The 21,428-nt window shown below is 72.3% G+C and carries 16 protein-coding genes, 1 tRNA gene and 2 pseudogenes; 15 read left to right on the top strand and 4 right to left on the bottom strand.

The features are described 5' to 3' along the window. Window position 1 precedes the first annotated feature (1 nt). Entirely contained in the window at window positions 2–2,236 is a 2,235-nt protein-coding gene (locus ACFVUH_RS32590) for a DUF4139 domain-containing protein (RefSeq protein WP_387917078.1), read from the bottom strand. A 249-nt stretch (window positions 2,237–2,485) separates the two neighbouring features. Between ACFVUH_RS32590 and ACFVUH_RS32585 the strand changes: the two genes are divergently transcribed. From ACFVUH_RS32585 to der, 3 genes are all read left to right on the top strand, one after another. Beyond that, window positions 2,486–3,571, top strand: coding sequence for a prephenate dehydrogenase (locus tag ACFVUH_RS32585; RefSeq protein WP_387917076.1), 1,086 nt, complete (start codon window positions 2,486–2,488; stop codon window positions 3,569–3,571). A gap of 324 nt (window positions 3,572–3,895) precedes the next feature. Beyond that, on the top strand, window positions 3,896–4,615 hold the full coding sequence (gene cmk, locus ACFVUH_RS32580) for a (d)CMP kinase (RefSeq protein ID WP_387917075.1): 720 nt from the start codon (window positions 3,896–3,898) through the stop codon (window positions 4,613–4,615). Window positions 4,616–4,809: 194 nt separating this feature from the next. Beyond that, entirely contained in the window at window positions 4,810–6,264 is a 1,455-nt protein-coding gene (gene der / locus ACFVUH_RS32575; protein WP_387917073.1) for a ribosome biogenesis GTPase Der, read from the top strand. A gap of 154 nt (window positions 6,265–6,418) precedes the next feature. Here der and ACFVUH_RS32570 read toward each other — a convergent pair whose 3' ends face one another. Both ACFVUH_RS32570 and ACFVUH_RS32565 read right to left on the bottom strand, forming a co-directional pair. Further along, the gene (locus ACFVUH_RS32570; protein ID WP_387917071.1) at window positions 6,419–7,219 is read right to left on the bottom strand and encodes a hypothetical protein; all 801 of its coding nucleotides are present in this window, start codon (window positions 7,217–7,219) and stop codon (window positions 6,419–6,421) included. A 113-nt stretch (window positions 7,220–7,332) separates the two neighbouring features. Next, window positions 7,333–8,181 (bottom strand): hypothetical protein, encoded by an 849-nt coding sequence (locus ACFVUH_RS32565; protein ID WP_355374103.1) that lies wholly within the window; start codon window positions 8,179–8,181, stop codon window positions 7,333–7,335. A gap of 632 nt (window positions 8,182–8,813) precedes the next feature. Between ACFVUH_RS32565 and ACFVUH_RS32560 the strand changes: the two genes are divergently transcribed. The 8 genes from ACFVUH_RS32560 to ACFVUH_RS32525 all read left to right on the top strand — a co-directional run bounded on the left by ACFVUH_RS32560 (window position 8,814) and on the right by ACFVUH_RS32525 (window position 15,808). Continuing rightward, window positions 8,814–9,590 carry a transglycosylase family protein gene (locus ACFVUH_RS32560; RefSeq protein WP_387917069.1) on the top strand — a complete coding sequence of 259 codons (777 nt, stop codon included), beginning with the start codon at window positions 8,814–8,816 and terminating at the stop codon, window positions 9,588–9,590. Between the two features lie 158 nt (window positions 9,591–9,748). Next, complete coding sequence (locus ACFVUH_RS32555) at window positions 9,749–10,438, top strand: alpha-ketoglutarate-dependent dioxygenase AlkB family protein (RefSeq protein ID WP_387917067.1); 690 nt, start codon at window positions 9,749–9,751, stop codon at window positions 10,436–10,438. A gap of 262 nt (window positions 10,439–10,700) precedes the next feature. Then, a complete protein-coding gene (locus ACFVUH_RS32550; RefSeq protein WP_355374095.1) occupies window positions 10,701–11,561 on the top strand; it encodes an acyl-CoA thioesterase II in 861 nt (286 codons plus the stop codon). Window positions 11,562–11,750: 189 nt separating this feature from the next. Then, a complete protein-coding gene (locus tag ACFVUH_RS32545; RefSeq protein WP_387917064.1) occupies window positions 11,751–12,542 on the top strand; it encodes a DUF1684 domain-containing protein in 792 nt (263 codons plus the stop codon). A gap of 513 nt (window positions 12,543–13,055) precedes the next feature. Beyond that, window positions 13,056–13,505, top strand: coding sequence for a nitroreductase/quinone reductase family protein (locus tag ACFVUH_RS32540; protein ID WP_387917062.1), 450 nt, complete (start codon window positions 13,056–13,058; stop codon window positions 13,503–13,505). A 179-nt stretch (window positions 13,506–13,684) separates the two neighbouring features. Further along, a complete protein-coding gene (locus ACFVUH_RS32535; RefSeq protein WP_387917060.1) occupies window positions 13,685–14,164 on the top strand; it encodes a MarR family winged helix-turn-helix transcriptional regulator in 480 nt (159 codons plus the stop codon). A gap of 90 nt (window positions 14,165–14,254) precedes the next feature. Next, window positions 14,255–15,598 carry an MFS transporter gene (locus ACFVUH_RS32530; RefSeq protein WP_387917058.1) on the top strand — a complete coding sequence of 448 codons (1,344 nt, stop codon included), beginning with the start codon at window positions 14,255–14,257 and terminating at the stop codon, window positions 15,596–15,598. Between the two features lie 136 nt (window positions 15,599–15,734). Beyond that, window positions 15,735–15,808 (top strand) — tRNA-Pro (locus tag ACFVUH_RS32525). Between the two features lie 394 nt (window positions 15,809–16,202). Here the strand turns inward: ACFVUH_RS32525 and ACFVUH_RS32520 are convergent. Next, the gene (locus ACFVUH_RS32520; protein ID WP_387917056.1) at window positions 16,203–17,471 is read right to left on the bottom strand and encodes a tyrosine-type recombinase/integrase; all 1,269 of its coding nucleotides are present in this window, start codon (window positions 17,469–17,471) and stop codon (window positions 16,203–16,205) included. 72 nt (window positions 17,472–17,543) lie between these two features. Here ACFVUH_RS32520 and ACFVUH_RS32515 point away from each other — a divergent pair, with 72 nt between their 5' ends. The 4 genes and pseudogenes from ACFVUH_RS32515 (at window position 17,544) to ACFVUH_RS32500 (ending at window position 21,282) form a co-directional block, all read left to right on the top strand. Continuing rightward, the gene (locus tag ACFVUH_RS32515) at window positions 17,544–18,668 is read left to right on the top strand and encodes a Fic family protein (protein WP_387917054.1); all 1,125 of its coding nucleotides are present in this window, start codon (window positions 17,544–17,546) and stop codon (window positions 18,666–18,668) included. A 354-nt stretch (window positions 18,669–19,022) separates the two neighbouring features. Continuing rightward, window positions 19,023–19,294 (top strand): annotated as a pseudogene (locus tag ACFVUH_RS32510) (IS21 family transposase); the annotation flags it as partial. Window positions 19,295–19,325: 31 nt separating this feature from the next. Beyond that, window positions 19,326–19,571: pseudogene (locus ACFVUH_RS32505) on the top strand (transposase); the annotation flags it as partial. Between the two features lie 334 nt (window positions 19,572–19,905). After that, window positions 19,906–21,282, top strand: a complete 1,377-nt coding sequence (locus ACFVUH_RS32500) for a serine/threonine-protein kinase (RefSeq protein WP_387917052.1) — start codon at window positions 19,906–19,908, stop codon at window positions 21,280–21,282. Window positions 21,283–21,428 lie beyond the last annotated feature (146 nt).

Genomic DNA, 21,428 nt, shown 5'->3' with positions numbered 1-21,428 from the left:
TTCAGTTCCTCCGGTTTCCGCCGACGATGGCCTTTCCGGCCGGGATCCTGATCTGGTAGCCGGCGTCCAGTTCGGCCCGGCCGCCCGGTGGCAGCTCGACCCGTCGGAGCCGGGTGCTCGGCGGGCACTCGGTGGACGGTTCGTCCGGTGCTTGCCAGCCGGGGCGTTCCTCGATCCGGATGTCGGCGTCGGAGCTGACCGGCACCCGTTCGCGGACCTCGACGGTGACCGGGCGGCCGAGCCGGTTGGCCAGTTCGACGTGCACCCGGTGGTCGAGCACGGTGCTGCTGTTCAGCATGCCCGCGGTGGACTCGCGCAGCTCGGTACGGCGCGTCACCTCGACCGACTCGGCGACACCGATGCCCAGTCGGCGCACACCGCCGGGCGCGAGGGTGGGCAGGGCGGCGGTGAGCAGGAACTCGTCGTCGACGGTCACCTCGACCGGGCCGGCGAGCACGGCCTGCGCGGTGGCGTTGGCGATCACCAGGGTGGCGTAGACCCGCTCCTCGACGGCGGGCACGGTGACGTACTCGGGGCTCACGCTGACCGGGATCTCGCCGATCGTGACGGTGTGCCAGGTGGCGTCGGACGGGAGGTCGGCGGGCGCGGCGGCGTCGAAGCGGTGGTCGAAGGAGCCGGCCGAGACGCGCGGCGGCACGGCGTGGTGCGGCAGCGGGAGGCGCTCCAGCCCGGGGGCGGGGTGCTCGGGGGCGCTGCGGGGGCCGGTGGCGTGGTGGCCGGTGGCGCGGGGGCGGGGCGGGTGGTGCAGGGTGCCGCGCCGGTCGGCGGCGGTGTCCGGGCCGAAGAGCTCCAGCGCGGGGTAGTCGAGCAGCTGCTCGTCCGGGACGGGCGGGCCGGACGGGGGAGTGAGCGGGGCGTACGGGGCGGGGGCGCCGGCCCCGGCGAAGGCCGCCGTGTCGTGGCCCGGGGCGCCGCCGGGGGCGGGCGGGGGCGCGCCGTAGCCGGCGTAGGCCACCTTTTCGGCCATCGGTCCGCCCGGCCCGCTCAGCTCGTCGGCGGCGCGCAGGCCGCCGGCACGGGAGCGGGAGCGGGCGGGACCGCCCGGGGGCTGCGGCGCCGGTGCGGCGGCGGGCGGCGGGGGCGGCGGTGCGGCGACGGTCGGGGCGACCGTGGCGGTGAGCCGGGGCTCGTCGGCGAACGCGCCGCCGGCGGCTCCGCTGGGCACCCGGAGGGGGTTGATCGGTGCCGGGCCGGCCGCGTCGTAGCCGGTGAACAGGTCGGCCAGACCGGCCGGGGGCTCGCGCCAGCCGGAGGACGGCGGGGGCGGCTGGCTGCGGCCGATCCGCAGCGAGCGCAGCCTGGGCAGCTCGGTGCGGCGGTCGAGGTCGGCGGTGGAGAGGGCGAGCCGGACGCCGGTCCAGTCCTCGCCGGTCTGCTGGGCGACCGAGGCGCGCAGCAGGAGTCGGCCGGTGTCGGCGCCCTGGCGGTAGGAGAGCCGGTAGGAGGGGACCCAGCGGGCGGCCCGGACGGTGTACTCCAGTTCGAGTTCCAGCTCGGCTGCCGGTTCGGCGGTGGTGGGGGCGGGGGTGGTGGGGGCGGGGGTGGTGGTGGCGGTGGTGAGGGTGAGCAGGGCCGTCGTCGTGGTCTCGACGGGCTCGTGCCACTCGTCGGGGGACAGCCGGACGACCTGCTCGTTGAGCACCGTGATCTCGTGGCCGGCGAGTTCGATCTCGCGGTCGAGGCGCCCGGCGCGCCCGTGCAACTCGGTGAGGCGCTCGTCGACGAACTCGGCCAGCTCCAGCCAGGCGTCGGCGGGCGTGCGGCGCAGCGGCTCGTCGCGGCGGCGGGGCGGCGGGACGGCGCGCAGCGCGGTGGTCTCGGTGATGGTGGCGAGGACCAGTCGGCGCTGCTCCCGCAGGGTGTCGAGATGCTCCTCGGCAGCCTCCAACCGGTGGCGCAGCTCGGGCAGTTCGGCGGGTTCGCGGAGTGCGGCGACGGCTTCGAGACGGGCCTCGGTGACGGCGGTGCCGGCCGGGCCGGCGAGGACCCGGGCGCGCAGCGAGCGTTCGTCGAGCCCCTCGGGCAGGCCGGTCAGCCGGAGCCGTCCGTCCGCGGGCAGGGCCGCGCGGGCCCGGCGGCGGCAGACCGCGCCGACGGCGTGGACGACCACGGAGTCCAGCACGGAGGGCACGGAGGGCACGGAGGCGCCGTCGGTTGCCCGGCCGGTGCCGTCCTTGTGCGGTCGATGCTGGTCGCTGCTGTGTTGATCGTTCACCCGGCCAACCCCTTCGTCGCGTACCGTCGGCGGCCCATCCTGCCGTGCGGCGGTGCCCGCGTCCCCGGATTTCGCGGTGCGCGGCGGGCGGGCGGGCGGCACGGCGGGCGCCGCGGTGGCGCGGGCCGCGTGAGGGGGGACGGCCGGGGGCGTTGGTGCGGTTGCGGCACGGGCGGTGGCGGTGATGGGGGAGGATGGGTGCCGACGCGTTCCACTTCCGCGCAGTTCCGTGAGGAGAGCCACCCCGCCATGCGCACAGCCGCCGTCGTCGGTACCGGACTCATCGGCACGTCCGCCGCGCTCGCCCTCACCGGACGGGGCCTGACCGTCCATCTGGAGGACGCCGACCCGGACGCCGCCCGCACCGCCGCCTCGCTGGGGGCCGGGATCACCGAACCCGCCGACGGGCCGGTGGACCTCGCGATCATCGCGGTCCCGCCCGCGCTGGTCGGCAAGGTGCTCGCCGACTGCCAGCGCCGCGGACTCGCGCGCTGCTACACCGACGTCGCCAGTGTCAAGGCCGGCCCGCGCGCCGAGGTCGCCGCGCTCGGCTGCGACACCGTCCACTACATCGGCAGCCACCCGATGGCCGGCCGGGAGCGGTCCGGGCCGCTGGCCGCCCGCGCGGACCTCTTCGAGGGCCGGCCGTGGGTGCTCACCCCCAGCGCCGACACCGACACCGAGACGCTGAACGCCGTCCTCGAACTGGTCGCGCTCTGCGGGGCCGTGCCGATCGTGATGGACGCCGCCGCGCACGACCGCGCGGTCGCGCTGGTCTCGCACGCCCCCCAGCTGCTCTCCTCGCTGGTCGCCGCCCGGCTGGAGAAGGCCGACGAGACCGCGATAAGGCTCTCCGGCCAGGGTGTGCGGGACGTGACCCGGATCGCCGCCTCCAACCCCGCGATGTGGGTGGACATCCTCTCCGCCAACGCCGGCGCGGTCGCCGACGTGCTGGAGGAGGTCGCCACCGACCTCGGCGCAACGGTCACCGCGCTGCGCGCCCTGCAGGCCGCCGAGGAGGCCGACCGGCGCGGCGGCGCGGCGGGCATCGAGGCGGTCATGCGGCGCGGCAACACCGGCCAGGCCCGGATCCCCGGCAAGCACGGCGCGCCGCCCACCCGGTACGAGACGGTCGCCGTTGTCCTCGGCGACCAGCCCGGTGAGCTGGGCCGGCTGTTCGGCGAGGTCGGCGCGGCGGGCGTGAACATCGAGGACGTCGACATCGAGCACTCCACCGGGCAGCAGGTGGGCTTCGTCCAGCTGTCGGTGGCGCCGACGGCGGTGCGGCCGCTGACGGCCGCGCTGCGGGCGAGCGGGTGGAGCGTCCGGGACTGACGCCCGTCGGGTTGCGCGGTGCCCGCCGTCCTAGCGGCGCTACCCGTTCTGGCACCGTTCGCCGCCGCGGCGGTGCTCGCTCTTCTGGCGATGTCCGCACGGTGCCGGCACAGTGCTCGCTGTCCTAGCGGTGCTCGCGGTGCTCCACGGCGCTCCCAGTGCTCCGGGGTGCTCCCGGTGAGGGGCGGGGCGCGGGGAGAGCGGAGCGGGCCGGTCACCGGCGGGGCCGGGTCGTGCGGCGGTCCATTAACCTTGTAGAGACCATCCCCGGCATCCCCGCAGTTCGGGTTGCCATGCTCAGAGACTCAGAGAGAGGTTCGCGCCGTGGACACTGCCGACCGAGCGCACGCCCCGGTCGTCGTCGCCATCGACGGACCCTCCGGCTCCGGCAAGTCGACCGTCTCCCGGGCGGTCGCCGCCCGGCTGGGCCTGAGCTTCCTGGACACCGGTGCCATGTACCGGGCGATGACCTGGTGGATGCTGGCCAACGGGGTCGACGTGAACGACCCGGAGGCGGTGGCCCTCGCCTGCGGCAAGCCGGTGATCGTGTCCGGCACCGACGCGGACGGCCCGACCATCACCGTGGACGGCCGGGACGTCGCCGGCCCGATCCGCGGCCCCGAGGTGACCGCGCAGGTCAGCGCCGTCGCCGCGGTGCCGGCGGTGCGGGCACGGCTGGTCGAGCTGCAGCGCGGCTGCGCCGGGGTCGCCGCGCGCGGCATTGTCGCCGAGGGCCGGGACATGGGCAGCGTGGTCTTCCCGGACGCCACCGTCAAGATCTTCCTGACCGCCTCCGAGACGGCCCGTGCCGAGCGCCGGGCCGCCGAGCTGCGGGCCAAGGGCGTCGACGAGGCGACCATCAGCGCGATGGCCGCCGACCTGGCGCGCCGGGACGCGGCGGACTCCTCGCGGGCGACCGCCCCGCTCACCCAGGCCGCGGACGCGGTCCTGGTGGACACCAGCGCGCTCACCCTGGAGCAGGTGATCGACCGGATCACCTCGCTGGTGGCGGAGCGGGCCGGGGCCGCGCTCTCGGCCGTCTGAGCACAGCCCGGACGGCCGGGGACCGCCCGGACGACCCGGGCGGCCCGGACCACCCGGGAACGGTCGACCGTCGTCGACCATCCGATGAACGGGGTGCCATGGTGGCACCCGGAACCATTCGCGCTGCCCCGGAGGGGCAGGTACGCACGGCACGTCCCTGGGAAGGGGCGGGCCGGGAAACGGACAGTACGAACATGACCGCAGAGCACTCCACCGCCGGCCACGGCGAGCTGGACGCCGCCGACTACGCCGAGTTCATGGCGCTCGCCGCCGAGGAGGGCTTCGACCTCGACGACGTCGACGGCCTCGGCGTCGGCAGCCACGCCCCGCTGCCGGTGCTGGCCGTCGTCGGCCGCCCGAACGTCGGCAAGTCGACCCTCGTCAACCGCATCATCGGCCGCCGCGAGGCCGTCGTCGAGGACAAGCCCGGTGTCACCCGCGACCGCGTCACCTACGAGGCCGCCTGGAACGGCCGCCGCTTCAAGGTCGTCGACACCGGCGGCTGGGAGATCGACGTCCTCGGCATCGACGCGATGGTCGCCGCCCAGGCCGAGCTCGGCATCGAGCAGGCCGACGCGGTGCTGTTCGTCGTCGACGCCACCGTCGGCGCCACCGACACCGACGAGGCCCTGATCAAGATCATCCGCCGGGCCGGCAAGCCGACCGTGCTCTGCGCCAACAAGGTCGACGGCCAGTCCACCGAGGCCGAGGCCGCCTACCTCTGGTCGCTCGGCCTGGGCGAGCCGTACCCCGTCTCCGCCCTGCACGGCCGCGGCTCCGGCGACCTGCTGGACGCCGTGATGGACGCGCTGCCCGAGGCCCCGCCGCAGACCTTCGGCGACGCCGCCCCCGGCGGCCCGCGCCGCATCGCGCTGATCGGCCGGCCGAACGTCGGCAAGTCCAGCCTGCTCAACAAGGTCGCCGGCGAGGAGCGGGTGGTCGTCAACGAGCTGGCCGGCACCACCCGCGACCCGGTCGACGAGATGATCGAGCTGGGCGGCAAGACCTGGAAGTTCGTCGACACGGCCGGCATCCGCCGCCGGGTCCACCTGACCGCCGGCGCCGACTTCTACGCCTCGCTGCGCACCGCCTCCGCGCTGGAGAAGGCCGAGGTCGCGGTCGTCCTCGTCGACGCCAGCGAGGCCCTCGCCGAGCAGGACACCCGGATCATCTCGATGGCCGTCGAGGCCGGGCGCGCCGTCGTCATCGCCTACAACAAGTGGGACCAGCTCGACGAGGAGCGCCGCTACTACCTGGAGCGCGAGATCGAGCGCGACCTCGTCCAGGTGCAGTGGGCCCCCCGGGTCAACGTCTCGGCGAAGACCGGCCGGCACATGGAGAAGCTCGTCCCGGCGATCGAGACCGCGCTGGAGGGCTGGGAGACCCGGATCACGACGGCCCGGCTGAACGCCTTCCTCGGCGAGCTGGTGGCCGCCCACCCGCACCCGATCCGGGGCGGCAAGCAGCCGCGCATCCTGTTCGGCACCCAGGCGGGCACCCGTCCGCCGCGCTTCGTGCTCTTCGCCTCCGGCTTCCTGGAGGCGGGCTACCGGCGGTTCGTCGAGCGCCGGCTGCGCGAGGAGTTCGGCTTCGTCGGCACGCCGATCTCGATCTCGGTGCGGGTGCGCGAGAAGCGCAAGAAGAAGTAGGACGCAGGAGTAGCAGCAGGCGGTGCGCGAGGGCCCCGTCGGCCGGTCATGGGACCGGCCGGCGGGGCCCTCGTGTGTGAGGCCGTCGGGCGCGTGGTGGCCGCCTCGCGTACGGCGGCCCGGCCCTGGGGCCGTGCCGGGGCGCCTCGGGGGGTCAGTGCTGTTCGCCGTTGCGGCCCGGGGGGAGGGAGAGCAGGCTGCGGTGCCGGCCGCCACCGCCGGGCGGGCCCGGGTCGGCGTGGCCGAAGGCGGCGCCGACGGCCGGGGCGGGGGCCGGCACCGGAACCGTCACCGGCGGCGGTGCGGGGACGTGCGCGGCCACCGGCGGCGGGGCGGCGCCGAGGTAGCCGCTCGCGACCCAGCCCTGGCCGGTGCCCGCCTGGGCGCCCGCCGGCCGGCCGGGGGCGGGGGCGGGGTGGAAGCCGGTCGTGTACGGGCCGGCCGGCCGGCCGGCGCCGCCGCTCCGGCCGGCGTGGGGGGCGGGGCTGTGTTCCTGCGGGCCCGTCGGGTGGCCGGGGTGGCCGCCGCGGCTGTCGTGGTCGCCGTGGCCGGCATGCTCGCCGTGGCGGCCGTGGCCGGCACGGTCGAAGGCCGGCTGGTCGGGCTGAGCGCTGCCGTGGTCGGGTCCGCCCGGGCGGCCGGGCACGAACTGCGGGATGCCGATCGGCTGGCCCGCATACGTCTGGAACGCCTGGTGCTGCGGCGGGTACGGGCGCGGCTCGGTGCGGGCCGGAGCGGTGTCGCGGACGGCGAAGCCGGTGAACGTCAGGTCCTCCTCGCCGGAGCGGTCGCCCGGCAGTGCGCGGAAGAGCCGGCGGTACTCGGAGTACAGCTCGTCGTAGATCGGTGTCGCCGAATGCGGGTGCTCCGCGTCGTAGGACGGGCGCATGCCCGGGATGGCGCGGGAGGCGGTGGCGGGCCGCCGGGAGGAGGAGGGGACGTCGTAGCTGTACACGCAGGGCCCAACGAGCGAGGGCGCCGGGGGATGCGGGCGCCGGGAGGGCCGGGAAGCGGTCCTCCCGGCCCTCCCGGCCGCCCCGCCGCGGGCTCGTGCGCCCGCGGGACGGCTCACGTGCCGGCGAGCGGGAGGGAGGCGGCGACCACCTGGCCCAGCGCCACCGCCCGCTCCAGCGCCTGGCGCAGCAGGTCCTCGCGCGGCTGCCGGCCGACCGTCCCGGCCGGGACGGCGTACATGGTGACCTCGCCCAGCTGGTTGGCGGCGAACCGCCAGGCGTCGGTCACCTGCAGCGGCTGGTGGGCCTGCCACCACCCGGTGCTGCCCCCGGCCGCTGCGGGCTGGAGGACCGCGTGCAGCTTGCCCATCGCGACCAGGACCGACCAGCCGGGCAGCTGGTCCGGCGTCTTGTCGAGGTCGGTGACCGGCTGGAAGCCCGCGTCCTGGAGCAGGTCGAGGAACTCGTCCTCGCCGGTGGTGTTGCCCGGGCGGCCGACCGGTCCGGTCGGCTCGACGACCAGGGAGGCGTGGCCGGTGTCGCCGTGCAGCACCAGTCCGCAGGTGATGCCGAGGATCGCGGCCTGGCCGGGCGCGCCGGGCCGCCCGGCCGCCGGGTCGGCCGCCGGGGCGGGGAGCGGAGGCTGCGGGCGGGCCGTGCCGTCCGGTCCGGAGGCCGGGTCGCCCTGGGCCTGGCTGATGCTGCGGACGGCGCCGGCCAGCTGCTCCTCGGAGACCGGGACCACCTGGGAGGGGATGCAGCGGGCGTGCGCGAAGGCGAGCACCGCCGTCTCCTCGCCGACGAACAGCACGGTGCTGGTGGGCTCCTGGAGCGCGTCCCCGGGGGTGCGGCAGGAGGTGCACTCGTAGCTGTCGGGCGCGTGGGCGCCGCCGAGCAGGCGGTCGGCCTCGTCGTCGCCGATCTCGGAACGGACCTCGTCGCTGACGTCGAGCATGCGCGGCACTGGGTTTCTCCTCGGTGCGGTGTCGGGGTCGAACGGGGTGGACGGGGGTGGCCGAGGCCCGGCTCTGTTCGAGCCGGCGGCGGGGACGGCCCGGCCGTCCTGCCCAACGGACCCTTGTGGCCGGGGTCACGGGTGGGGGGTCGGGGTGACGGGAATTGCCTCGGATTCGATCGCGGAGGGTGCTGGTGGCATCGCAATGTGTCGATGTCGTTGGCGGGAGTGCCGGAATCGAAGTGTGAGGTGAGCCACGGCCTGTGGAGGTTTGATCTAGGAAATGACGCCTAAATCGGACATTCAGGACACGAATGTCAGGCAGTTACCGGCGGTAATGCCCCGCTGAGCTGGGGAGACCCCAAATTGTTTGGATCCCCGGCGGCCGACTCGTAGCTTCTTTGGCGGTGCAACGAGCACCACCCGGGTTCACCCCCGACGCACAGCCCGCCGGTTCACCCGGCGCCGGCCGTGCCCGCCGATGCGACCGCTCGAACAGGTCGCCGGTGCGAGGCGGGTGGCCAGGGGCGGCGCGGGACGTCCGACACGTCTCCGGCCGCCCGACGGACGCGGCGAGCGATTCCAGTCCCCTTCCAGGGCTTGGTTCCGCATGCCCGCCCGGGGCTGTCGAGAGGAACCCCATGACCTTCCGTAACGAGTCCGCCGCTGCCACCACCCCCGCCGCCACCAAGCGCAACCGCGTCCGGATGGCTGTCGTGGCGGGCGCCGCTGTCGCGGCCCTGCCGGTGGCCGGCCTCGTCACGGCCACCTCGGCCTCCGCCGCCTCCGTCTCCACCTGGGACGCCGTCGCCCAGTGCGAGAGCGGCGGCAACTGGGCCATCAACACCGGCAACGGTTTCTACGGCGGTCTGCAGTTCACCTCCAGCACCTGGGCCGCCTTCGGTGGCACCGCGTACGCCTCGCAGGCCAACCTGGCCACCAAGGCGCAGCAGATCGCCGTCGCCGAGAAGGTCCTCGCCTCGCAGGGCCCGGGCGCCTGGCCCGTCTGCTCCGTCAAGGCCGGCCTGACCAAGGGCGGCGCCCCGGCCGCGGTCGACACCGCCGCCCCCGTCGCGAAGCCGGCCGCCCCGGCCGCCACCGCGGCCCCGAAGCCGGCCGCGCCGAAGGCCGCGGAGGCCCCGAAGCCCGTCGCCGCCCCGAAGCCCGCCGAGGCTCCGAAGGCCGCCCCCAAGGCCGCCGAGGCCCCCAAGGCCGCCGCCGCGCCGAAGGCCGCCAAGAGCTGGACCGCGCAGGACGCCAAGCAGGCCAACGGCTCCTACACCGTCAAGGCCGGCGACACCCTGAGCACCATCGCCGCCGCCCAGGGCGTCGACTGGCACGACCTGTACGGCAAGAACGCCAAGGTCATCGGCGCCAACCCGAACCTGATCTTCCCGGGCCAGACCCTCACCGTCTGATCCGACCGGTTTCCCGGCCGCCTTCCCGCCGCAGCGCGGGGAGGCGGCCGTCGGCGTGCGAGTGCCGCTCCGGTGCCGCTCCGCCGCTCCGGGCCCGTTGCCGACGGGGCCCGTTGTCGGAGGGGCCCGTTGTCGGAGGGGTGCGCGAGGATGGGGGAGTGACCCAGGGCGAGCTGTTCGGCGGCTCCTTCGACGCGACGACCGGCGGGCGCGGGCGGTCCGAGCCCGCACCGGGCGCCGTACTGCTCCCGGGCTGGCTGGACGCGGCGGCGCAGCTGCGGCTGGTCGCCGCCTGCCGTGAGTGGGCCCGTCCGCCCGCCGGGATGCACACGGTCCGGATGCCCACCGGCGGGCTGATGTCGGTGCGGATGGTCGGGCTGGGCCTGCACTGGTACCCGTACGGCTACTCCCGCACCGCCGAGGACGGCGCGCCGGTCAAGCCGTTCCCGCCCGCGCTCGGCAGGCTCGCCCGGCGGGCGGTGGCCGAGGCGTACGGCGCGGGCGTCGGCGAGGTCGCGGGCGCGGCCGGGTACGCGCCGGACATCGCGATCGTCAACCACTACCCGCACGGCGCGCGGATGGGCCTGCACCAGGACCGCGACGAGCGGGTGGATGCCCCGGTGGTCTCGCTCTCGCTCGGCGACTCGTGCGTCTTCCGGCTCGGCAACACCGAGACCAGGACCAGGCCGTGGACCGACCTGGAGCTGCGCAGCGGGGACCTGCTGGTGTTCGGCGGGTCGGCCCGGTTCGCGTACCACGGTGTGACGAGGACGCTGCCCGGCACGGCGGATCCGGCGTTGGGGCTGACCGGGCGGCTCAACATCACCGTGCGGCAGTCGGGGCTCTGAGCGCCGGCGGGCCGTGCGCTTCGGTCCGTTCGGGTCCGTTCGGGTCCGCTCAGGCGTGCTCAGCCACGCTCAGGTTCGCCCGGGCCCGCTCGGGTCCGTCATGTTCGACCTCGTTCGAGTGAATCGGCGTCCGTGGTCCCCGTGCGGGGAATGCCCCGGCTCGCTGAGGAATTCGATTGAGCTGGAGAATTCGAGAGAACGGGTTCGCGGCAGCCGGGCGGAAGACCTCTGGCCGGGCGGCGGCCCGGAGAGGACGTGTTCCATGGGTACCCCGGTCGACGATCTCGTCGCGCTGCTGGATCTCGAGCAGATCGAGCTGAACATCTTCCGCGGGCGCAGCCCCGAGGAGGCGCTCCAGCGCACGTTCGGCGGACAGGTCGCCGGGCAGGCGCTGGTCGCGGCCGGGCGCACCGTGGACGGCGACCGGCCGGTCCACTCGCTGCACGCCTACTTCCTGCGTCCCGGTGTGCCGGGCGTGCCGATCGTCTACCAGGTGGACCGTCTGCGGGACGGCCGCTCGTTCACCACCCGCCGGGTGCTGGCGATCCAGGGCGGGCGGTCGATCTTCGCGCTGACCGCCGACTTCCACGCCCCGGAGCCGGACAGCATCGAGCACCAGTTCCCGGTGCCCGAGGTCCCGGCCCCCGAGACGCTGCCCAGCGCGCTGGACGAGGTCGGGTCGCGGCTGGGTGAGCTGCCCCCGTTCATCAGCCGGCGCCAGCCGTTCGACATCCGCTACGTCGACCGGCTGCGGTGGAGCACCGAGGAGCTCGACGGCGTCGAGGCGCGCAGCGGCGTCTGGCTGCGGACCAACGGTGCGCTGCCCGACGATCCGCTGATCCACGTCTGCGCGCTCACCTACGCGAGCGACATGACCCTGCTGGACGCCGTCCGCGCCCCCGTCGAGCCGCTCTGGGGCACCCGCCACTTCGACATGGCCTCGCTCGACCACGCGATGTGGTTCCACCGGCCGTTCCGGGCCGACGACTGGCTGCTCTACCAGCAGGAGTCCCCGATATCCCACGGCGCCCGGGGCCTGGCGCGCGGGGAGATCTTCGACCGCAGCGGCCGGCTGGTGGTGTCGGTGGTGCAGGAGGGCCTGTTCCGCCGGATCAAGGACTGACCGGGGGGTGCGTCCGCCGCGTTGAGTGGTGTGACTGGTGTGTTGACCGGTGTGACGGTCGTACGACGGTCGTACGACGGGATCCGGAGGCGGGAATGCCCGGCCCGGGTGTTCGGCGTTCGATGGGGTGACGGGGGAAAACGGACGGCCCGCCCGGCGGGCCCTGGACGACAGTGGGAGGGCGAGCCGATGACGGCGACGGCCGCGGAGGAATGGAAGCACTGGAGCGATCGGCGGGCGGCGACGGTCAGCACCCCGCACGGTCAGCTGGCGCTCACCGGTACGCACTGGCTGGAGCCCGAGCCCACGGAGATCCCCGGGCTGCCCGGGGCCTGGTGGACCGACGCGGAGGGCATCCGGGTCCGGGCGACGGCCGCCGACGGCTTCATCGTCGCGGGCACGTCCGCTCCCGTGGACGGCGAGGTGCTGCTGCGGCCGGACACCGACCCGGCGGCGGACACCGCCACGCTGGGTGAGCTGCTGCTGGTGCCGATCGAGCGCGAGGGCGAGCTGGCGCTGCGGGTCTTCGACCCGGCGGCGCCCCGGCGGGCCTCGTTCGCCGGGATCTCCGCCTACCCCTACGCGCCGGAGTGGGCCGTCCCCGCGGTCTTCACCCCGTTCGAGGGCGAGCAGGCACAGACGGTGGTCGTCCCGAACGCCGACGGCAAGGAGCGCCCGCTGGCCGTCGCCGGGAAGATCGAGTTCACCGTCGCCGGTGAGCACCGCACCCTGACGGTCAGCGGCTCGGGCGGCAGCCTGAGCGGTGTCATCGCCGACGCCACCAGCGGCAAGGACACCTACCGGTTCCGCTTCATCACCCTGCCCGAGCCGGACGCGGACGGCCGCACGGTCCTGGACCTGAACCGCGCCTACCTGCCGCCGTGCGCCTTCGCGGACCACTTCATCTGCCCGTTCCCGCCGCCCGGCAACCGGCTGGACTTCGCGGTCGAGGCGGGCGAGAAGCAGGTCCTCACCCGGTAGTTCCACCGCTCGACCGCTCGACGGTTTCCTCCGCCGGTGCCCGGCGGAGGAAACCGAGGACGTCCCGGCCCGATCGGCCCGGGACGCCGGACCCGGCGCGTCCCGGACCCGCGCTCACGCCGCACGGCGGCTCACTCGCCCCTGCCCGTAGGCCTCGCACGGCGCACAGCCGCACCATGTCGTCGGACAGCGCCCTGCTTCCGGGCTGCTCCGGATCGCGCGCGCAGCATTTCCGCGCCGGCCGCAGCGCCGTGTTGCCCGTCTCGGCTCCCGCAGTTGCGCCCTCCGTCTCCCACCGGCCAGGTCCGGTAGGGGAGTTGCCCTCCCGTGTTCGCGTTGACAGCCCCGCAGTGGCCTGTCACGCTACTTAGGTAGCAAGCTATCTATTCCCTTCGAAAGGGAGGCGCGCGGTGATGGCGGCCTGCGGCTGACCGTCCGCGATGCCGGTGATCAGCGACTACCGGTCGGACGTCCCGCCCTGACCGAACCCTCCAGCAGAGGAGCGCACCGACGATGTCCACCGCCGCCCGCGTCCGGGTCACCGGCTTCCAGAAGCTCGGCAACAAGATGATGGAGGTCTTCCACGGGATCGGCCTGCCGGTCGGCCCGCTGCAGCTGTTGAAGGTGAAGGGCCGCAAGTCCGGCCGGGAGTACACCAATCCGGTCGCCCCGGTGAACGTTGGCGGTGCCGTCTACATCCTGCAGGCGTTCCCCGGGTCGGACTGGGTGAAGAACGTCCGGGCGGCCGGCGAGGGGGTGCTGGTCCGCGGGCGCAGGGCGCAGCGAGTGAAGCTGGTGGAGGTGCCGCCGAACGAGCGCGGGCCGATCGCCCGGCACTTCCCGGCCCTGGTCCCGATGGGCGCGAGCATCTTCGTCAAGAACGGCGTGGTGCCGGACAAGAGCCCGGAGAGTTTCGAGCAGGCCGCGCGGGACATCCCGGTGTTCCGGGTCGTCCCGCTCTGAACGTCCGCTGCCGGCCGTAGCAGCGCGCGGGGGAGGGGCCCGCACCGTGCGACCACGGTGCGGGCCCCTTCTGCGTGGGGCGGTGACCGGGGTCCGGCGGGGGCCACCGCCCGGGGCTGGTCGAGACACCGGTCGGCGCTACGCTTCGCAGAGGATTTCGTGACGAATGGGAGGTTCGGATGCCCGGCCGGCAGAGCGAAGAACGGGTCGCTGCCGAGGCGGACGCCGGTCCGACGTGGCTGCGGAGCAGCGTCGCGCCGAAACTGCACCTGACCGCGAAGTCCTGCCGGGCGTTCTTCGAGGAGCGCCTCGCGGAGTCGGGGGCGACCTTCGCGGCATGGACGGTGCTGGCCGCCCTGAAGCTGGAGGGCCCGATGATCCAGCGCGCACTCGCCCAGTACCTGAGCATCGAGGGCCCGACACTCTCCCGTCACCTGGAGTCGATGGAGCGGCGCGGCCTGGTCGTGCGCAAGCGCACCGGCGCCGACCGTCGGGCTGCGACCGTGGAGATCGCGCCCGACGGGGAGGAGATGTACAACCGGATCTCCTCCGTCGCGGTCAACAGCCAGCAGGAGATGCTCAAGGGCCTCAGCGACGGGGAGGTCGCCCGGCTCGCGACGCTGCTGGACCGGATCCTGGAGAACGTCGGACCGCGCTGACGGGACGGGTGGCGGCGGAGTCGCGATCAAGCCGCCGCAAACGCACCCCGGTGTCCGCGGCGCGGGCGGGCGGCGCGACGATGGAGCACTGTGTCGACCAATCATCCTGCCAATTCCGCGGCCGACGGGGACGCACCGCCCACCCCCTCCGACGTTCCCTCCACCGGCCCCTCCGTCGCCCCCTCCCCGGCCTGGTACCGACGGTTCGCCCGTGGCGCCTTCGCCGACCTGAGCCCGCTGCGCGACCACGCCGACTACCGGCGGGTCTGGTTCGGGCAGTCCGTCTCCTCGATCGGCCAGCAGATGACGGCCGTCGCCGTCTCCGTCCAGGTCTACGACCTGACCGGTTCCACCTTCGCGACCGGCCTGGTCGGCCTCTTCTCCCTCGTCCCGCTGGTCGCCTTCGGCCTCTACGGCGGTGCGATCGCCGACACCGCCGACCGTCGCCGCCTCGGCCTGATCGGCGCGGCCGGCCTCGCCGCCGTCTCCGCCGTCCTGGCCGCCCAGGCGCTCGCGGGCCTCGGCCTCGTCGCGCTCCTCTACGCGGCCGTCGCCCTCCAGGCGGGCTTCTTCGCACTCGCCTCGCCCGCCCGCTCGGCGATGATCCCGCGCCTCGTCCCTGCCCACCAGCTCCCCGCCGCCAACGCCCTGAACACCGTCAGCATGAACCTCGGCCTCACCGTCGGCCCCATGCTCGGCGGCGTCCTCATCGGCGCCTACGGCGTCCAGGCCGCCTACCTCGTCGACACCGTCGCCTTCGGCGCCACGATCTACGCCATGTGGCGCCTGCCCACCATGCTCCCGCTCGGCGAGCGCAAGGGCCGCGCCTCCGTCCTCGACGGCCTCCGCTTCCTGCGCGACCAGCCCAACCTGCGCACCAGCTTCCTCGCCGACCTGGCCGCGATGATCTTCGGCATGCCGCGCGCCCTCTTCCCGGCCCTCGCGGTCACCTTCTACGGCGGCGACGCCCGCACCGTCGGCCTGCTCGCCGCCGCCCCCGCCGTGGGCGCCCTGACCGGCGCCCTCTTCTCCGGCTGGGTCGGCCGCATCAACCGCCAGGGGGCCGCCGTCCTGGCCGCCGTGATCGCCTGGGGCCTGGCCATCGCCGCCTTCGGCCTGGTCCGCAACCTCTGGCTCGGTCTCCTCCTGCTCGCCGCCGCCGGCTGTGCCGACACCATCAGCATGATCTTCCGCAACACGATGATGCAGGTCGCCGCCCCGGACGAGATGCGCGGCCGCCTCCAGGGCGTCTTCATCGTGATCGTCGCCGGCGGCCCCCGCCTCGGCGACTTCGAGTCCGGCGCCGTCGCCTCCCTCACCAGCCCGGCCGTCTCCGTCGTCAGCGGCGGCCTCGCCTGCGTCGCCGCCATCCTCCTCCTCGCCGCCCGCCGCCCCGCCTTCCTCCGGTACGACGCCCGCCACCCCACCCCCTGACCCCCACCCCCACAACCCTGCAGCGAGCACCCCCCGACGTGCTGTATTGTTTTCCTCGTCGCCGGGACAACCGGCCGACAAGGTCGAGAAACCCGAAGGCCGAGCCCCCCAGGCTCCGCCCAGGGCCACGAGACCACGGGACGTGGCGCAGCTTGGTAGCGCACTTGACTGGGGGTCAAGGGGTCGCAGGTTCAAATCCTGTCGTCCCGACTGTGAAGTCGCTTGTGAGAGCGGGTATTTGGGAAACCAAGTGCCCGCTCTTGCTGGTTTTCGGGGCCCGTTTTTTGGTCCCGGGTGGTCCCAAAATGGTCCCCAGGTTTGGCCGCAGGTGCGTCGCCACCCGTTGCTCCAGTGGCTGGTGTGTGGATTGTTCTTCGATCTCAAGGTGAAGTGCGAGACCTCCTTGCCGCTTTGCTGGAGCGAGGCGCGGTGGCGCACTTGACCTTCGGTCAAGTGCGCCGGTCGCGGGTCAAGTGGGTCAAACTGGTTCATATCGGGGCATTTCTAAGGCCTTTCTGGCGCCTGTTGCTTGCCGTGGCGTGACTCGGGCAACATCGGAGCGACTTGTCAGCGGCCAGTTCGAGGCGATGGCAGTTACGGTGTGTTACCAGCGGCGGGTGATCTGGCCGTCGCGTTGGAGTTTCTCGAGGTGATGAGTGAGGGCTCGGCCGGCTTCCAGGATCCGGAGCACGTCGGGGTGGAAGTAGCGCTGGGTGGTGGTGATGAGCCGGTGGCCTGCGATTTCCTTGAGGATGTGCGGGAGGATGCCGGCGTCGGCCATCCAGGTCAGGCCGGTGTGGCGAAGGTCGTGGCGGCGCAGGTGTTCGTAGCCGAGATCTCGGGTGACGTCGTCCCAGTGGGTGGCGTCGCGTAGGACGGCGGTGCTGATGCGACCGCCGCGCGGGCCGGTGTAGAGGCGGGCGTCCGGGTCGCCTCGCGTCGCTTGGAGCCGCCTGACGATGAGTGGGCGCAATGGTTCGATGATCGGGATGAGGCGGGCGACCCTACCCTTGGTGTGCTTGTCGACCAGGCCGCCGGGGGCGGGGGTGGTCTGTCGGCGGCAGGTCAGGAGCCACTTGTCGGTATCGACGTCGCGGGCCCGGACTCCGGAGACCTCGCCGATCCTTGTGGCCGTGCAGGCACTGTGGACAACGACATCACCCCATCCGCGATAGCGGTTGTATGAGGCCGCGACCAGGGCATCGGCGAGTTCGGTGAGGGCGTCCCAGTCGCGCAGGGCGAGGGAGCGGGGATCCCGCAGTTCGTCTTCGACTTGCTGGTATTCGCGCTGCCAGCCGGTGATGTGGGCGGGGTTGTGTTCGAGGATGCCGTCCACGATGGCCTGCTCGAAGATGCGGGAGAGCATGGCGAGGGTGTTCTTGATCGTGGAGCGGCTGCAGCCATCGGCGATCCAGCCGAGAACTGCCGCAGTGATGAGAGCGGTGGTGATCAGGCGGAGGGGGAGTTGCCCGAGCTCGGGCTCGATCCGCAGGTGCCAGCCGGCGAGGTAGGGGGCGTACGTGGTGGTTTCCAGGCCGGTCAGGATGACCGAGAGGCGGAGGTTGACGTAGTCGCCCAATGGCATGGAGGCCAGGGACGGGAGGACGGGGCTGCCGGTGGCGTCGGCCAGGATGGTCAACCACTGGGTGACCAGTGTCGGGTCGAGCCCATTGTGGACAGCCCCTGCCAGGAAGCTGGCCCAGGCCTGTGTCTGGGCTGGGGTGGCCTGGGCGGCCGGCGGGCGGGGGCTGGTGAGCGGTGAAGTGCGGTATTGCGAGCGCAGGGCACTCGGCGGAGCCGGAAGGTCGGCGGTGGTGATCCCGCTGAACGGATCCGGGGCGACTGATTCCCAGGGATGCATTGAAGTACTCATGCACCATGGTTGCGCCCGGTTCCGCTTGATTGTCTGATGCCGTCATGGTGTCATTGCTTCATGCTCTACGCTGTGCCATCGCTGCAGGACATCGACCAGTCCGTCCTCGCGGAGATTGACGAGATGCGCAACCGGCTGCGTCTCCATCTGCGCACTTCACGTCGCTGGGAAGGGCAGCTGCGGCGTAACCTCACCGCGCGGGCGATCGCCGGATCGAACACGATCGAGGGCTACGCCGCGAGCGTGTCGGACGTCGAGGACATCATGGTCGGCGAAGCCCCGATCGATGCGAACGACACCGTCACGGCCGAGATCGAGGGCTATCGGCAGGCGATGACCTACATCCAGCGCCTCGCCGAAGCAGGCGACGACTTTGCCTACAGCAAGGGCCTGCTCAACTCGCTGCACTTCATGATGCAAGGCCACCACCTGATCAAACGACCCGGCTGGTGGCGTACCGGGCCGGTGCACGTCACCTCTGCCGAAGACCCGACCATCGCCGCCTACACCGCCCCTGATGCCCAGCAGCTGGCAGAACTGACTGGCGAACTGGTCGAGTGGCTGAACGAGGGCGACCTGAACGCTCCGGGACTGGTGCGGGCATCGATGGCGCACCTGAACCTGGTGGCGATCCACCCGTGGTCGGACGGCAATGGGCGGATGTCCCGCGCCCTGCACACCCTGGTCCTGGCCCGCGAAGGGATCATGGCGCCGGAGTTCTCCAGCATCGAGGAATGGCTTGGCAGGGCCCGCAACACCTACCGCTACTACGACATCCTCGCCGACGTCGGCGGCCCCGTCTGGACCCCCGACCGCGACACCCTGCCCTGGATCCGGTTCTGCCTGCGCGCCCACCATCAGCAGGCCCAGAGCGTCGAGCGCCAGGTGAACACTACCCGCGAGGTCTGGACCGCCCTCGACGAAGCCGTCGAGCAGCGCGGCTGGCCCGACCGCATGCTCTACGCCCTCTACCCCACGGCCATGGGCAACCGCCTGCGCCGCGCCACCTACCAGGCCGACGCCGAACTCAGCGAGCAGCAGGCCCAACGCGACATCCGCGAACTCGTCCGCGCCGGCTGGCTCGCGGCCCAGGGCGAAGCGCAGGGCCGCTACTACACTGCTGGCTCGGACCTTCCCGAAGCCATCGTTCGAGGCGTACGGGAACCACGGCCCCTTCGCGATCCCTATACCTCCTGAGGTTCATCCAGCAGGTTCCAGGCTGATCGGGAGGGAAACCCGTGCCGAATCATCCAATGGTGGTGGTGCCCCCGGGTCTATTCCGAGGGTGCGTTGACCAAATGCCGGACCTTTTCTGCTCATTTTTAATACTCGCCCGTCCCCTCCTCTCCGGAGCGCACGGCACAAGCCAAGTGCGGTCCCTGGTTCCAGCTGACCGTAGAGAGTGGTTGGCCAGAAATTGATGTCAGTGGACGCGGCAAACTTCCTGTGGGCGGTCGTGAGGCCTCCCTGCTGGCGGACAGAGAAGCTTCCCACTGACGGAAAGATGATCTCCCCGCGGATGTTCCGGACCCATGATGCAGAGTGGATCCGGTGAAGAGTGATGAGGAGATCATGGAGATACTTGAGGCGTATGACCTCACGGGCAGTTACCGCAATGCCGCGAAGTTGTCCGGATGCGATCACCACACGCTGTAGCGGTATGTCCACCTTCGCGGCCATGGCGTGGACCCGACCGGGCGATTAAACTGATCGACGGGTTCCTGCCGAAGGTCAAGGATCTCGTCGAGCGGTCGCACGAAAGAATCGGTGCGGACGTTGTGTGCAAGAAGATCGCAGCGATGGGCTTCGGCGGCACTGACCGAAACCCGTACGACGCCCCGGTGCGGAGGGCGACAGGTCTGGCTGAAGCTTTCCCTGACCGCGATCGACCTGCTCGTCTGGGCCCGAATCTTGCTGCTGGACGGCGATTTGGCCACCATCGAGCCCAAGAAGCTCCGCTACCGCCTCCTACACGCAGCCGCCCGCATCACATGCGGAGCCCGCTGCTTACACCTGCGGATCGCCGCCACCTGGCCCTGGCGCCATGAACTGACCAGCACGTTCAGTCGCCTCGTCGCACTGCCCCGACCGGCCGCCTGACAGACGAACCCGCCAGCGACGACCGACGACCCGAGGACCCAAGGAGCGCCCGGCCATCGTGCCGAGCCCTCGGCAGGTTCACCGCCCGACAGCAGCCCCGCGACATCCGATACGCGGATCGCCACAGCTCAACGAAGCCGAAGCGAAGCATGGAGGCTAGCCTCGATCTTTCGAGACGGTCCGCTGATTGTCGGTTCGCATCCCCTTCCCATCGCGCCCCCGTACACTGATCGACGAGCTGGATGCGTCCGCGGCGGGAGGGGTGATCGCCTTCGGCTGACGTGGGCACCGCTGATCACGTCGGCTGATGCTGAGCACAGGTGGGGATGTACAGGTGAGTGTGAAGGCTCTGGGGGACGACGACCCTCTGGTGCTCGGGCCCTTCCGGCTGCTCGCCGTGCTCGGCCAGGGTGGCATGGGACGGGTCTATCTTGGTCGGAGGCTCGCGAACTTCCCGGAGGACTCTGAGGCGTCGGCCCAGTACTTCCTTGCGGCACAGGAGGACACCTCAGCTGACACGCTGGTCGCGGTGAAGGTGATCAAGCCAGACTCCTTCGCTGGTGATGCTCACGAGAGTGCTGAGGTCAAGCGCGCGCGCTTCCTTCAAGAGGTCACTCACCTGCAAAGCGTCATTGGCCCTCGGGTACCCGCCTTCCAGGGTGCGGACCCGGACGGTGGCCTTCCGTGGCTGGCCATTGACTATATTCACGGCCCCAATCTGTCTCGCCTAGTTCACTCCCGCGGTAAACCGTTCAATGTGGTCCAGGCAGCAGCGCTCGGTCTAGCTATGACGGAAGCGCTTCAGTGCATGCACGAGGCCGAGGTGTTGCACCGTGACCTGAAGCCGGCCAATGTGGTGCTCGGCCCGCAGGGACCGGTGGTTGTTGACTTCGGGCTTGCCGTGCTGGCGGACCGCAAGATGGATCAGGCGATCACCGCAACAGGAACCGCCATAGGCACGGTCGCCTATATGCCCCTTGAGCAATATCTCGACACCAAGCACGTTTCGAAGGCGGCAGACGTCTACTCGCTGGCGGCGACGCTGTTCTTTGCTTCTGCCGGTCGGCCGCCCTATCCCCACGGGCCTTCGTCGGTGGAGCCTCCTGCTTGGCACGGGGTCCCAGCCTTGATGCGGGCGGTCCTGGAGCCCGTTCTCGTGCCAGACGCAGAGACGCGGCCGAACCTGATGCAGGTGCGCGACATGCTGCTGGAGCTTCTCGTGGGGCAGGGCGTCGGCGAAATAGCAGCTGCGGCAGATCTTGTCGCAGTGGTGGAAGCCTCCGGACTGGTACCTGATCTGTCTGCGTTCCTTGACGATGGCGGCGATGACGCTCTGGCTGTCCCGGTGGGGCAGGAGGGTGGTGAGAGTGACCCATGGAGTGGTGACGACGAACTCTTCGCTCAGCTCTTCGGTGCGAATGTGAGCGAGTCTCCCTTGCCGACAGCCCCCAACGGCTACACCCCCACCCTGCTTGACCCGGTACCCACACCGACAGTGGTGGACCCCGATGGCCAGCTGTCGAATGGATCGACCGGGGACGGCTCCACCACAAGCTATCCGCTCGCACCCGCAGACCCGGGTCCGCAGCCCTCCGGAGCACCGCCCGCGCACGCAGGAGCTGGAGCAGGTTCGGAGGCCGAGGTGCCATCGGCTGCCCTGCGGGCCGCCAAGCGGCTCCGCAAGGCATACGCCCGCAAGGCGAGTTTCTGATAGAGGCGGCCCCTCCCGAGCCGACGATCACCCGGCGGACTGGCCAGATCTGCCGTGCCAGTCGGAGCTCGTGTGGCCGGCGGCTTAGGGTTGCTGTCAAGGCCAACCCGCCGGACACATAGGCCGGCACCAACACGACGAACCCA

The organism is Kitasatospora sp. NPDC058032 (assembly GCF_042885845.1).
Lineage (GTDB): Bacteria > Actinomycetota > Actinomycetes > Streptomycetales > Streptomycetaceae > Kitasatospora.
Note: the sequence above shows the minus strand (reverse complement) of the source record. Positions and strands in the feature narration are given on the sequence as shown.

Coding starts and splice junctions, on each gene's coding strand:
- ACFVUH_RS32585 (WP_387917076.1), top strand. CDS start 2,486: ATGCGCACAGCCGCCGTCGTCGGTACCGGACTCATCGGCACGTCCGCC.
- der (WP_387917073.1), top strand. CDS start 4,810: ATGACCGCAGAGCACTCCACCGCCGGCCACGGCGAGCTGGACGCCGCC.
- ACFVUH_RS32560 (WP_387917069.1), top strand. CDS start 8,814: ATGACCTTCCGTAACGAGTCCGCCGCTGCCACCACCCCCGCCGCCACC.
- ACFVUH_RS32550 (WP_355374095.1), top strand. CDS start 10,701: ATGGGTACCCCGGTCGACGATCTCGTCGCGCTGCTGGATCTCGAGCAG.
- ACFVUH_RS32545 (WP_387917064.1), top strand. CDS start 11,751: ATGACGGCGACGGCCGCGGAGGAATGGAAGCACTGGAGCGATCGGCGG.
- ACFVUH_RS32540 (WP_387917062.1), top strand. CDS start 13,056: ATGTCCACCGCCGCCCGCGTCCGGGTCACCGGCTTCCAGAAGCTCGGC.
- ACFVUH_RS32535 (WP_387917060.1), top strand. CDS start 13,685: ATGCCCGGCCGGCAGAGCGAAGAACGGGTCGCTGCCGAGGCGGACGCC.
- ACFVUH_RS32520 (WP_387917056.1), bottom strand. CDS start 17,471: ATGAGTACTTCAATGCATCCCTGGGAATCAGTCGCCCCGGATCCGTTC.